The sequence below is a fragment of the Heyndrickxia ginsengihumi genome (assembly GCF_011008565.1).
GTDB classification, from domain to species: domain Bacteria; phylum Bacillota; class Bacilli; order Bacillales; family Bacillaceae_C; genus Weizmannia; species Weizmannia ginsengihumi.
Genome location: NZ_JAAIWK010000007.1, coordinates 72,942 through 86,638, shown reverse-complemented (window position 1 = coordinate 86,638; position 13,697 = coordinate 72,942). Strand labels below are relative to the sequence as shown.

Below are 13,697 nucleotides of genomic sequence, written 5' to 3'. Positions count from 1 at the left end.
TATATGCTGATACGTCGTTTGTTTTGTCGAAACAAACGACAAAAAATCCGCTCTCTCTTTATGTTCCTTTATTTTTTATGCCAATCTTTATTATAGAGAATTATAGGAGTTTTGTGTAGTCATATTACAGAAAGCTGTTTTGTTTTAAAAATAGTACTATTTTTATTCATTAAATTCTAACGGAAATTGACTTATAAATTAGAAGTTTGTCGATTTATCGCAAAATCAGTTATTTTGTCAGTAATGCTATTCATACGAATCTTTATTCAAAAAAAATAGAAGGTAAATAAACCTTCTATGATCGAACTATCCTATTTTGGTTTTCGCTTACTCTTATACTTCCATAATTTCTTTTTCTTTTGTTTTTGACATTTCATCAATTTTTGAAATATGTTCATCCGTAACTTTTTGTACATTATCAGAGAAATTACGAAGCTCATCTTCAGTGATTTCGCCGTTTTTCTCTAATTTTTTCAAGTCATCATTCGCATCACGGCGTATGTTACGGACAGCCACTTTTGCTTCTTCTGCATCTTTTTTCACAACTTTTACAAGCTCTTTTCTTCTTTCTTCCGTTAATGCAGGGATTGCTAATCTAATCACTGTTCCATCACTATTTGGAGTAATGCCAAGATCAGATTTTAATATTGCTTTTTCAATTTCGCCTACAATAGTTTTATCATAAGGCTGAACAACTAATAGACGTGCTTCAGGTACAGATACAGAAGCTAATTGGTTAATCGGAGTCGGTGCTCCATAGTAGTCAATCGTAATTTTATCAAGTAAAGAGGCACTAGCACGACCTGCACGAATGGAAGCTAGTTCACGTGAGAAAGCTTGAATGGCTTTAGACATTTTTTCTTTTGCTACATTAATTACTTCTTTAGTCATTTTTCTTCCCCCTTACGATTGTGCCGATGGATTCTCCCATCACAACACGTTTTATATTTCCTTCTTCCATAATAGAGAATACAATCAATGGTATATTATTATCCATACACAATGAGGAAGCTGTAGAATCCATTACAGCTAATCCATCTTTAATAACGTCTAGGAATGATAATTCGTCATATTTCACAGCTGTTTCGTCTAACTTCGGATCAGCGGAATATACACCGTCAACATTATTTTTCGCCATTAAAATTACATCTGCTTCAATTTCTGCTGCACGTAGAGCTGCAGTCGTATCAGTTGAGAAATATGGATTTCCAGTACCAGCTGCAAAAATAACAACACGTTTCTTTTCTAAATGTCGAATAGCACGACGGCGAATATACGGTTCAGCAATTTGTCGCATATCAATTGATGTTTGAACGCGCGTTTCAATTCCATTTTGCTCAAGGCTATCCTGTAGTGCTAAAGAATTCATCACTGTTGCTAACATACCCATATAATCAGCTGTAGCACGATCCATACCCATTTCACTGCCGATTTTTCCACGCCAAATATTTCCACCGCCAACAACAACAGCAACTTCGACACCTAATTCAGCAATTTCTTTAACCTGATTTGCAACAGAATGGATAATTGGTGGATTGATGCCAAAACCAGCCTCTCCAGCTAACGCTTCACCACTTAGTTTTAATACAACTCGTTTATATTTTGGGGTGCTCATTGTGAACCTCCAATTAATTTTTCTTATGTAAATTTTTCTTGAAAAAGAGGGAACACGTTGTGTCCCCCTCCTAAAATGTCATTAGTTTTTCTTAACTTGGCTCATAACTTCTTCAGCAAAATTATCTTGTCGTTTTTCGATTCCTTCACCAACTTCATAACGAACGAAATCAACGATTTTAGCGTTATGAGATTCAACAAATTTGCCAACTTTTTGATCTGGATTTTTAACAAACGCTTGATCAACAACACAAATTTCTTCGAAGTATTTTCCAAGACGACCTTCAACCATTTTAGCAACGATTTTTTCTGGTTTTCCTTCGTTTAATGCTTGTTGTGTTAATACTTGACGTTCATGTTCAACCTCAGATTGAGAAACTTGATCACGAGAAACGTATTTAGGATTCAGTGCCGCAACATGAAGGGCAACATCTTTTGCAACAGAAGCATCTGTAATACCTTCAAGTACTGTTAATACGCCAATACGTCCGCCCATGTGTAAATATTCACCAAAAGCACCATTATCTGTTTTTGTTTTAAGCGCAAAACGACGAAGTGTAATTTTTTCACCAATTTTGGAAATAGCAGCAGTAATGTACTCATTTACTGTTGAACCATTTTCCATTTTTTGGTCTAACGCTTCTTCTACAGTTGCAGGTTTATTTTTCAATAAATGTTGAGCAATTTCTTTTACTAATGTTTGGAAGTTTTCGTTTTTTGCAACGAAGTCTGTTTCAGCGTTAACTTCCAAAATAACTGCATCATTACCTTCACTTAGTACATATGTAGTACCTTCAGCAGCAACACGGTCAGCCTTTTTAGCAGCTTTAGCAATCCCTTTTTCACGTAGGAAATCGATTGCTTTTTCCATATCGCCATTTGTTTCTGTTAGTGCTTTTTTACAATCCATCATTCCAGCACCAGTTTTTTCACGAAGTTCTTTAACCATTTGTGCAGTTACTGCCATGAATGATTCCTCCTTAATTACCTCTATGTGTAGTCTTAATCTTCAACCCCGAAAAATACAAAAAGAAAAGTATTTTAACAAAGCCTAATCTTTAAAAAAAGGTGATAAGGACGAAACCTTCTTATCACCTTTTTGCTGATTACATGTATAGATAAGAGCGGCTACTATAATGCTCGCTTAGAAGTAACATTAAGCTTCAACAGTTGTTTCGCTTTCAGCTACAACTTCATCTTCACCTTGCTTAGCTTCCATGATTGCATCTGCCATTTTTCCAGTTAAAAGTTTAACGGCACGAATTGCATCATCGTTTGCAGGGATAACATAGTCAATTTCATCTGGATCACAGTTAGTATCAACAATACCAACGATCGGAATGTTTAATTTTCTAGCTTCTGCAACAGCAATACGTTCTTTACGAGGGTCAACGATGAATAACGCATCTGGAAGACCTTTCATATCTTTAATTCCACCAAGGAATTTAACTAAACGTTCATGTTCTTTTTTCAATTGAACAACTTCTTTTTTAGGAAGTACTTCAAATGTACCGTCTTCTTCCATCTTTTCGATTTGTTTTAAACGGTCAATTCGTTTTTGAATTGTTTCGAAGTTTGTTAATGTACCACCTAACCAACGATGATTAACATAGTACATGCCTGAACGTTCTGCTTCTTCTTTAACAGACTCTTGTGCTTGTTTTTTCGTACCTACGAATAAAACATTTCCACCGTTTGCTGCTAATTCTTTTACAAAATTATAAGCATCTTCTACTTTTTTAACCGTTTTTTGAAGATCGATAATATAAATACCGTTACGTTCCGTGAAAATATATTTTTTCATTTTTGGATTCCAACGGCGTGTTTGGTGTCCGAAATGTACACCAGCTTCAAGTAATTGTTTCATTGAAATAACTGACATTTTATTTCCTCCTATGGTTTTAAATTCCTCCGCTCTAATCATTTTTAAATGGGACTCCTATTGATAATGGAGCACCTTCCATTCAAATCATAAAGCGTGTGTAATAACACCAGCAATTAATATACCATAAAAAAACTTTGTTATCAAGAGTTATGTTTTATTTTCGCTAAATTTCAACAATAACTCTATTTCTGTTTTTCCTTTATTTAATTGTTGGGCAATTTCTTCTAATTTAAACCCTTTTTTTTGTAAAAATAGCACTTTCTTCATTAATGGAGCATCTTCAGGGACATCATCACCCATATCCTGTTCCAGTTCTTTTGTTGCTTGATAGGCGGTTCTGGCACTTAATTTCGTATATGCATTCACTTGCAGATCTTGTTGCCCCTCATCAATCATTTCATCATGCTGAGTTTCAGGTACAACATCCAGTTTTTCATTTTCATGGCGTTCTTCTTGAATAGCTTGCTTCCTTACTTTTCTTAAAAAATTCTCGTTTTCTTCTTTCATTTCTACCATATAAAGAGCAAATACATCTTCAATTTCTTTAATCATATTCTCGTATTGTTCTTCAGCTTGAAGTGTACGATTTTGCCTCATATACAATAATATGAGGCAAAAAATTGTGACTGCATTTAAAAGAAACGATAAAACAAGAAAAAATACCATCATCATCAATCCCTGTCTACTAGTAAACGACTCCCCTATAATTTGGAGCCTTATCAACCTGTTTTCAATTCACACTTTTGTTTTTCATAATCTTTATTTCATTGTTTTTCCCATAATTTCTCGCAACTTATAAATTGCTTTTGAATGAATTTGTGAAATTCTAGAAGTGGAAAGACCGAGTACTTCCCCGATCTCAGTTAAAGTCAACTCTTCATGATAAAATAAACTTAACACTAAACGTTCTTTTTCCTTTAAAGTTGCTATAACTTTTGTTAATTCAGCAATCGTTTCCTGTTTCACAAGTTCATCTTCTGGTAAAACTGATTCTTGATCTTTAATGCTATTTGAATATTTTAGTTCACCATCTTCATGATCATTACTCGTCTCATCGAGGGATAATACATTTGCAAAAAATTGTTCGTTCATTGTCATATATACATCTTCTTCAGGAATCTCTAATTCCTCAGCAACTTCTTTCGCCGATACTTGGCGCATATATTGTTGTTCTAGTCTTTCAATAGTGCTCTCAATTTTTTTTGCTTTTTCCCGTGTTCCCCTTGATAACCAATCTTCTTTCCTCAAACCGTCTAAAATAGCTCCGCGAATCCGAAACGAAGCATATGTATCAAACTTTAATTGACGAGAAGGATCAAATTTATTTAGGGAATCTAGGAGTCCGAACATCCCTAAGCTCTTTAGATCATCTGTTGAAACATTTCGAGGAAGTCCCACCGCGATTCTTTGGACGTGGTAAGAAACAAGCGGCATGTATCTTTTAACTAAAAAATCCCTTGCTTTTTCATCGCGGCAGTTTGTCCACAAATTCCAATAATATTGTTCTTTCTCAAGTATTGATTGTGACATGTACTTCCCTCCTCCGCGTTGAGCAAACTTCATAATATTTGGTCATCCTAATAAAGATTTAAACGATGTAGTACTTAATATTTCCTAAATTTCTTTAATCTCATGATTAACTGTTCTTATTTTTAGAATAGAAGTTTCTGGATTAAACTCGATTGTCCTTCCCTTATTTCCACCTGTATCTTCCGCAACCAATTGAATTTGTAACTGTTCAAGCTCCTTTTTCACCGCTTCAGTATTACGTTTACCAATTCTCATCATTTCATTTTTTGAGGAAAACGAAAACATTTCTGCACCGCCAGCAATTTTTGCTTTTAAATGGGATAAATGACAGCCAGCCGATAATAACTGCGACAACAGTTCCTTAACTGCTGTGTCCGCGTACTTAGCTGTATTGATTTGTGATCGATCCTTCTGTATAAGTGAAGAAGGCAACATAATATGGGCAAGCCCGGCAATTTTAAGAAGAGAATCGTATATAATAACACCTACACAAGATCCAAGTCCCATTGTTCTTATTATATTTGGTGAATAGACTAGCTTCATTTCTGCTATACCGACTTTAATAACTTCCTGCTGAATGTTTTGCATGTTAGTCTATCCTTAGTGCACGAAAGATTTTCTCATATGAGTCTGGGTCTGGGAAAAGGAAAAAATGTCCCTTTACATCTGAATTTTGCGGATGCCCATCGTTGACGACAGTATCAACGACGATCGCATAATCACTAACTTGAGAAAGTTCGATTAAACCATAGCTAATAATGGATCCAAACATATCAATACTTAAAGCTGGAACAGAGGGATACATATCCAACTGCGTAAAATCTGAAAGTGCAGTTAAATATGATCCTGATAATATATTGCCAAGTTCAAGCATAGCTGACAAACCAAGTTCTGAATAAGGTGGTTCTAAAAAGGAAAATGTAGTATCTCCTGTCATTGATCGAATAAAATTCTCTCCTTGCTCAATTGGAACAATAAAGAAAATATTTCCAGGAGCCTCACCTTCAATTCTTAAAAATACACTAACAACGACAATTTCAGCCCCACCAATTAGCTCCATAATCTCGTCAAAAGATGCGATATGAACATCAGGCACTTTCATATCAATTTTTTTGTTCAATAATTTTGATAGAGCCGTTGCAGCGTGACCAGCACCAATATTTCCAATTTCTTTTAATGCATCTAAATGTAATGACGTGATCTTATTTTTTATATCCATACTCATAACCTCAGCTTAGTGGAGTTAATATTTTTTCTAAATTTAATAGCATTAATAATCTTTGATCCAAATGAGCAACACCGTCAATAAATTCTGATTTTACGGTGTCAACGATTTCTGGCTGCGGTTCAATATTTTCAGATGCAATATCTAAAACATCTGTTGCTGCATCTACAACTAATCCTACCTCAAGGTCGTTAACCGTTACAATCATCATTTTTTCATGATCATTTTGAGTTTCAGTTTCTATTTGAAAACGTTTCTTTAAATCAATAACAGGAATCACTACGCCTCGTAAATTCATGACACCTTGAACAAAGGCTGGAGTTCTTGGCACTCTAGTGATATGATGCAATTTTTCTATGGCAAGCACTTGATGAACAGGAACAGCGTACTCTTTCCCATTCAGTTGAAATGCAATTACTTTTCCCACAACAATTCACCTTCCTATTCTCTTTATTTTCTAGTTTCATATATGCCTTTAATTGAATTGTTTTTAAACTAAGATAACAAAACAGACTCACTCTTTTAAATTAGCAATTACTCCATTCCTTAAGGAATAGATGTTAAAAACAAATAACATCAGCTTGATTGCGATGTGTTGATTATTTTATTAATGCATTACAATCAACTATTAATGCAACTTGTCCATCCCCAAGTATCGTAGCTCCAGAAATTGCGAAAACATTCTTTAAATAATTCCCTAGAGATTTTAAAACAATTTCTTGCTGACCGATAAAAGAATCGACAACAAATGCAGCAATTTTGTCAGCCTTTCGAACAATTAATAAAGAAATAAACTCATCATCCTCATGTTCGACTGTTGGAATATCAAAAATATCTTTTAAAAATACAAGTGGTACAACTTTTCCTCGATAATCGATTACTTGTTGATTATGCGCATTTAAAATTTGGCTTTTCTTAATAATAGCTGTTTCAATAATGGATGAAAGTGGAATCGCATATTTCTCTTTTGCAATTTCCACAAGCATAACGGAAATAATAGAAAGTGTTAATGGCAATTCAATTGTGAAAATTGAGCCGCTTCCTTCCCGTGAATCTACAGAAATTTTCCCACCTAAAGATAGAATTGTAGATTTTACAACATCTAATCCAACACCACGTCCGGAAATATCCGAAATCTTGTCAGCAGTGGAAAAACCTGATTCAAAAATCAAATTATAAATTTGATTTTCAGTCATACTTGGTGCATCTTCAGCTTTTACTACACCCTTCGCGATTGCTTTCTGTAAAACTTTTTCATGATTAATACCAGCACCGTCATCCGAAATTTCTATAAATACGTGATTACCACTATGATAAGCCTTTAATTGAATCGTTCCCGTTTCAGGCTTTGAAGCTGAGATTCTTTCTTCAGGTGTTTCAATACCGTGATCAATTGCATTTCTTAATAGATGTACTAACGGGTCCCCTATTTCATCTATCACTGTACGGTCTAATTCAGTTTCAGCACCAATAATTTCAAGATTAATCTTTTTCTTCAAATCTCTCGCTAATTGCCGTACCATTCTAGGAAAACGATTAAATACTGTTTCCACAGGCACCATTCGCATATTTAAAATAATAGTTTGTAAATCACCAGAGATACGAGACATACGTTCAACTGTTTCATTTAGTTCTGAATGATTGACTTCTTTTGCAATTTGTTCAAGTCTGCCACGATCAATCACTAGCTCTTCAAATAAATTCATTAATTTATCTAAGCGTTCAATGTTTACTCTAATTGTTTTTGCTGAATGCTTTTGAGCTTGCGCAGCTGCCTTCCCGTCCTTCATATTCTTTGCATCGGCTGTACCTGCGCCCGCTTTTGCCTTTTGAGTGTCCACCTTTTCTTCAGAATGTTGTGGGGGATTATCATATTGATTTATTACGACAGGCTTTACTTCAACTTGATCAATCTCTGAAACTTTTAATATTTTTTTTCTAATATCTTCTGCTGCTTCTTTCGTTACAATTGTAACAGAAAAGCTGTCATCAAATTTTTCCTCTTCAAGCTGGTCAACAGAAGGAGTAGATTTGATTACTTCACCACTTTTTTCTAATACATCAAAAATCATAAAAACTCTTGCTGCTTTTAGCAAACAGTCTTTTCTTAATGAAATAGTAAATTCATAACATTCAAAACCTTGTTCTTTCGATTGGGCAATAACTGTTTGCTCGTATTCATCATATTGCTTTAATTCTACCTCATTTTGTACAAGTACCGTCGCAGAAGACTCTTGTTGAGCAAGCTGTGATCCTACGCCATTTTCCTGTTCAATTTGAAGTAATTGTTTCATTACTTCTTGCACATCCATTTTTCCATCTCCACCGGACGCAATAGAGTCAACCATAGACTCTAGATGATCAACAGCCGTAAACACAACGTCAATGATAGCTGGATTGACAGTAATATTTTCATTACGTATTGCATCTAAAACATTTTCCATTTTATGAGTCAAGTTTGCTAAATCTTCATAGCCCATTGTCGCTGACATACCTTTTAGTGTATGTGCGGAACGAAAAATTTCATTTACAATTGATAAATCATGCGGCTTCTTCTCAAGCAATAGCAAATTTTCATTTAAAGATTGAATATGTTCTTTACTTTCTTCAATAAATACTTCTAGATATTGATTCATCTCCATAAGTATCACACCTATTCATTAATATATTTTAAAATTGTCTCTCCAATTTCATCTATTTTTTTAATTTCATCTACAAGATTTGCTTCAATCGCAGATCTTGGCATTCCATAGACGACACAGCTTTCTTTTGATTCTGCAATTACTTTAACATTCTGTGTTCGTTTCAATTCAAGTAAACCTTTTGTTCCATCTTGTCCCATACCAGTCATTATGACTACAACAATGTCGTAGTCTCTTAATTGGCTTAATGATTCAAGCGTTTTGTCAACAGCAGGTCTGTGCCCATTTAGAGGTGGCGTTTGTTCTAAAGATACAACTAATTGTTTCCCGCTTTTTGACACAGTCATATGAAAATTGCCAGGTGCAATATATGCTACACTGCTCTCTATCGACTCTAAATCTTCTGCTTCTTTAACTGATATGCGACTTAAATTATTTAAACGCTTGGCCAATGAGTTTGTAAAACCTGCTGGCATATGCTGAACAACTAAAATTGGTGCTGGAAACGATTCTGGCAGAGAGGTTAACACCGTTTGCAAGGCGCGCGGCCCACCAGTTGAAGTCCCAATGCATACAAGTTTTCGACGTTTATGTATTCTTGGTGTATCATTTGATGCACTAGATTTAGTTATAATTTTCTTCCTATTTTTATGTTCTATTGAATTTAGCTGATTATCATGATTATTCAAACGTCTCCCCCCTACCCTTACAATGATGTTGTTGTTAATATACGTAAAATTCAGTAGAAGAAAAGCCTATTTAACCTTCAAACGGTTGTTACGCCAAAAGCTTTTAAGTTTCTGTACAAACCGTTCTTTTTTAACAAATGATGTCATAACAACATCAGAGTAGTTTTGTAGCAGCATATCTATTTTTTTGGCAATCGCAGAGTTTGGAAATTCAACATAAAACGGTGTCTGCTTTGCAACAGCTTTTCGGACTATGCTATCTTCCAATAATACCCCCAAAATACTTACTTGTTTTTGTAAAAATTTTTCCATTGTTAATTGTAGCCGTTGTAAAGTAATCAAACCTTCTTTTTCTTTTTCAGCTCGATTGCATATTAAATAAAATTGCGTTTCAGAGCTTTTCATACAAATGTATTTCATCATGGAGTACGCATCTGTAATAGCTGTAGGTTCAGGTGTCGTCACGACAAATACATCGTCAACAGCAATTAAAATTTCTAGACTTGAAGCGGTTGCACCTGCACCCATATCAAAAATAATATAATCATATTGAAGACTTAGACGTTCAATATTGTCAAGCAGTCTCATTGCTGTCCCGCCATCTAAATCCATAATCTCTGAAAAACTATTTCCAGCTGAAATATACGATATTTGATATGGGCTCGAACATACAATCTCTTCAAGATTCATATGATGTTTGATGAAATCCGATATTGAAAATGGTGCGTTGAGACCAAGGAGCACATGTATATTGCCCATTCCAATATCTAAATCAAATACTAAAACCTTATTTCCTTGCTTTGCTAAAGCAATTGCCATATTAGTGGATACGTTGGATTTGCCTACACCACCTTTGCCACTCACAACAGCAATTGTTTTAGCCTGTTTTGCATCATTCATACTATTGATTTTTGCGCGTAACTGCTCAGCTTGGTCTCTCATTTCTTATCTCTCCAAACAAATATTGAATCGCAACCTCTGGAGTGGCCTGAACAATGTCATCAGGTACGTTCTGACCGGTAGTTATATAAGCAATGCCGACTTGATACTTCAGCATTAAATTTAGCATTGATCCATATGTTTTCGTCTCATCAATTTTTGTAAAGAGGAATTTATCAACGTTAATATTTTGAAAACTATCAACAATCTCAATCATATCATTTTCTTTCATTGTTAGGGATAAAGTTAACAATGTTTCAATATCTTCTTCAAAATCGATAAGGTTTTTCAATTCCTCAATATATTGAATTTCACGATAGTTTCTTCCTGCTGTGTCAATAAAGATACAATCAAAATCGATAAACTTCTCAATTGCTTTTTGAAAGTCAGATTGCTTATATACGACTTCTACTGGAACATTTAAAAGGGTTGCATAAGTTTTAAGCTGTTCGATTGCAGCAATTCGATAAGTATCTGTAGTAATAAAAGCAATTTTCTTCTTTTTTTCAAGAACCGCTTCTGCAGCCATTTTCGCCAATGTTGTCGTTTTCCCAACCCCTGTTGGACCAACTAAATTGACATACTTTTTAGTCGTACTACCAAACGAATAAGAAGAAATATTATTGATTAAAAAGGTTTCACCCCACTTATTTAAAAGCGCAATTGATGGTTCATGTTCACTTAATTTCCATTTTTCATACAGGTGATCACCTACATTCATAATGATGTTCTGATCTACCTCTTGATCACTCAATTTACGCAAAAATGATTGGATTGAACCTGGAAATTGATGATATTCTAAATTAGAAAATTTTGATAGGTGATGAACCACCTTTTTTAGCTCAGTTAGTTCATGATGAATATTTTCTTGGTTTGGCACGTTCTTTTCCTTTTCAACTTTTGGCAATTGGAATTGAACAGGTTCTTCTTTTCGCTTCTTTACTACATTTGCGTTCCCCTTCACTTCAGGGTCAATAGCAGCAATGACTTCAATCTTTCTTTTTTTAACAAGACCTAAAAAACCTTTTTGCTGAACGACTTTAGAATTTAAAATGACTGCATTATCACCCAATTCTACACGAATTTGCTTCATTGCCTCAGACATATTAGGGGCTAAAAATTTTTTTATTTTCATTCAACATTCACCAACCCTATGCTTTGAACCTCTACATTAGCTTCCAGTTCGTTATATGAAAGTATTGGTACTTGCGGAAAGTATCGTTCTGTCATCTGCCTTATATACATCCGAACAGCTGGAGAACACAAAATGACTGGAGAACTCCCTGACATAGAAACATTTTCAATTTGTGCAGCAATTGCTTCAACTAATCGTTGTGACATCGCAGGATCCATCGATAAATAGTTTCCATGCTCGGTTTGTTGAATGCTGTCAGCAATCATTTTTTCCACTTTTCCAGATACAGTAATCACTTTTAAATTTTGTCCATCATTCGTATATTGTTCCGTTATTTGACGTGCCAAACTTTGCCGTACATACTCTGCTAATAAATCTGTATCTGAAGTTAGCTTTCCATAATCTGCTAACGTTTCAAAAATAATCGTTAACTTCCGAATTGAAACATTTTCTTTTAATAATTTTACCAATACTTTCTGAATATCTCCAATTGCCAATGGATTTGGTGTTACTTCTTCTACAAGAACTGGATAAGATTCCTTTAAATGATCTACTAATGATTTTGTTTCTTGTCTTCCTAATAATTCATATGCATTCATCCGAATTACTTCTGTTATATGCGTTGAAACAACTGTTGGAGGATCTACTACCGTATAACCGAAAATTTCAGCTTGCTCTTTTTGCTCCTCAGTAATCCATTTTGCAGGTAAACCAAAGGCTGGTTCCTTTGTATCTATTCCCTCAATTGAATGATCATCCTCACCAGGTGTCATAGCTAAATAGTGATCTAATAATATCTCACCCTTTGCCAATTCATTTCCTTTTATCTTTAAACGATATTCATTTGGTTGTAGCTGAATATTGTCCCTAATTCTTACAACCGGAATAACAATCCCTAATTCTAAAGCCAATTGTCGCCGAATCATAACAATTCTATCTAATAAATCTCCACCTTGATTGGCATCAACTAACGGGATAAGACCATATCCAAATTCAAATTCAATCGGATCAATATCAAGAAGGCTCATTACGCTTTCAGGACTTTTCATCTCATCTGACTGTACTTCTTCATCAATCTCCATAAGATCTTTTTCAGTTTGTTTTGGAACTCTTGATAATTGATATCCTCCAAAAGCTAAGGCAAGTGCGATGGGGATTGTAATTAAATCATTGATTGGTGTAAATATACCTAAAAGCAAAATTGTACCTGATGCAACATATAACATTTTTGGATAGGAAAGTAATTGCGCTAAAACATCTTGACCAAGGTTACCATCAGACGCTGCTCTTGTGACAACAATACCAGTTGCTGTAGATATTAATAAGGCTGGAATTTGGCTGACAATCCCGTCCCCAACAGTCATTAAAGAAAAACGGTTTGCCGCTTCACTAACAGCAAGTCCTAATTGTGTCATACCAATGATGATTCCAAAAATGAGATTAATAAGAACAATAATAATGCTGGCAATCGCATCGCCTTTAACAAATTTACTTGCCCCATCCATTGCTCCATAAAAATCCGCTTCTCTACCTACTTTTTCACGTCTACTTCTCGCTTCTTGTTCAGAAATCATTCCTGCATTTAGATCAGCATCAATGCTCATTTGCTTACCTGGCATCGCATCCAATGTAAAGCGAGCCGCAACTTCAGAAACCCTTTCAGAACCTTTCGTTATCACAATAAATTGAATAATAATCAAAATTAAAAATACAACGAGTCCAACGACGATATTACCTCCGACAACGAAAGAACCGAACGTTTCTATTACACTACCACCATCCCCTTTACTTAAAATCGATCTCGTCGTAGATATATTTAGCCCTAAACGAAATAACGTTAATATTAATAAGAGTGATGGGAAAACTGAAAACTGTAAAGGCTCATTCATATTCATGGAGATTAACAATACTAGTAGTGCAAGAGATATATTACATATGATTAAAAAACTTAATAACCATGTTGGAAATGGAATAATCAACATAGATATAATTAATATTACACCCAATATAACGGGGAGGTCTCTTGCTTTCATACTAT

General features: G+C 34.7%; 14 protein-coding genes. All 14 read right to left on the bottom strand.

The genetic code is table 11. The features are described 5' to 3' along the window. Positions 1 to 333: 333 nt before the first annotated feature. A complete protein-coding gene (gene frr / locus G4D61_RS06655; protein ID WP_025727873.1) occupies positions 334 to 891 on the bottom strand; it encodes a ribosome recycling factor in 558 nt (185 codons plus the stop codon). Then, positions 884 to 1,615, bottom strand: coding sequence for a UMP kinase (pyrH, locus tag G4D61_RS06650; protein WP_025727874.1), 732 nt, complete (start codon positions 1,613 to 1,615; stop codon positions 884 to 886). Before pyrH ends, frr begins: the two co-directional genes overlap by 8 nt. Before the next feature lie 81 nt (positions 1,616 to 1,696). Beyond that, positions 1,697 to 2,581 (bottom strand): translation elongation factor Ts, encoded by an 885-nt coding sequence (gene tsf, locus G4D61_RS06645; protein WP_163173551.1) that lies wholly within the window; start codon positions 2,579 to 2,581, stop codon positions 1,697 to 1,699. 189 nt (positions 2,582 to 2,770) lie between these two features. After that, a complete protein-coding gene (rpsB, locus tag G4D61_RS06640; RefSeq protein WP_025727876.1) occupies positions 2,771 to 3,496 on the bottom strand; it encodes a 30S ribosomal protein S2 in 726 nt (241 codons plus the stop codon). Positions 3,497 to 3,646: 150 nt separating this feature from the next. Further along, a complete protein-coding gene (locus G4D61_RS06635; RefSeq protein WP_163173549.1) occupies positions 3,647 to 4,168 on the bottom strand; it encodes a hypothetical protein in 522 nt (173 codons plus the stop codon). A 90-nt stretch (positions 4,169 to 4,258) separates the two neighbouring features. Next, a complete protein-coding gene (locus G4D61_RS06630) occupies positions 4,259 to 5,029 on the bottom strand; it encodes an RNA polymerase sigma-28 factor SigD (protein WP_025727878.1) in 771 nt (256 codons plus the stop codon). A gap of 84 nt (positions 5,030 to 5,113) precedes the next feature. Then, positions 5,114 to 5,617, bottom strand: coding sequence for a chemotaxis protein CheD (locus tag G4D61_RS06625; RefSeq protein WP_025727879.1), 504 nt, complete (start codon positions 5,615 to 5,617; stop codon positions 5,114 to 5,116). 1 nt (position 5,618) lies between these two features. Next, the gene (locus tag G4D61_RS06620) at positions 5,619 to 6,248 is read right to left on the bottom strand and encodes a chemotaxis protein CheC (RefSeq protein ID WP_035348485.1); all 630 of its coding nucleotides are present in this window, start codon (positions 6,246 to 6,248) and stop codon (positions 5,619 to 5,621) included. A 10-nt stretch (positions 6,249 to 6,258) separates the two neighbouring features. Further along, entirely contained in the window at positions 6,259 to 6,681 is a 423-nt protein-coding gene (locus G4D61_RS06615; protein ID WP_025727880.1) for a chemotaxis protein CheW, read from the bottom strand. A 172-nt stretch (positions 6,682 to 6,853) separates the two neighbouring features. Further along, positions 6,854 to 8,896: a chemotaxis protein CheA gene (locus G4D61_RS06610; protein WP_163173547.1), complete on the bottom strand. Its 2,043-nt coding sequence runs from the start codon at positions 8,894 to 8,896 to the stop codon at positions 6,854 to 6,856. Positions 8,897 to 8,907: 11 nt separating this feature from the next. After that, positions 8,908 to 9,585, bottom strand: a complete 678-nt coding sequence (locus G4D61_RS06605) for a CheB methylesterase domain-containing protein (protein ID WP_025727882.1) — start codon at positions 9,583 to 9,585, stop codon at positions 8,908 to 8,910. A 66-nt stretch (positions 9,586 to 9,651) separates the two neighbouring features. Continuing rightward, the gene (locus G4D61_RS06600) at positions 9,652 to 10,527 is read right to left on the bottom strand and encodes a MinD/ParA family protein (RefSeq protein ID WP_025727883.1); all 876 of its coding nucleotides are present in this window, start codon (positions 10,525 to 10,527) and stop codon (positions 9,652 to 9,654) included. After that, on the bottom strand, positions 10,511 to 11,659 hold the full coding sequence (gene flhF, locus G4D61_RS06595; protein ID WP_025727884.1) for a flagellar biosynthesis GTPase FlhF: 1,149 nt from the start codon (positions 11,657 to 11,659) through the stop codon (positions 10,511 to 10,513). The genes G4D61_RS06600 and flhF overlap by 17 nt, the downstream gene beginning before the upstream one ends. Further along, positions 11,656 to 13,692 carry a flagellar biosynthesis protein FlhA gene (gene flhA, locus G4D61_RS06590; protein WP_025727885.1) on the bottom strand — a complete coding sequence of 679 codons (2,037 nt, stop codon included), beginning with the start codon at positions 13,690 to 13,692 and terminating at the stop codon, positions 11,656 to 11,658. The genes flhF and flhA overlap by 4 nt, the downstream gene beginning before the upstream one ends. Positions 13,693 to 13,697 lie beyond the last annotated feature (5 nt).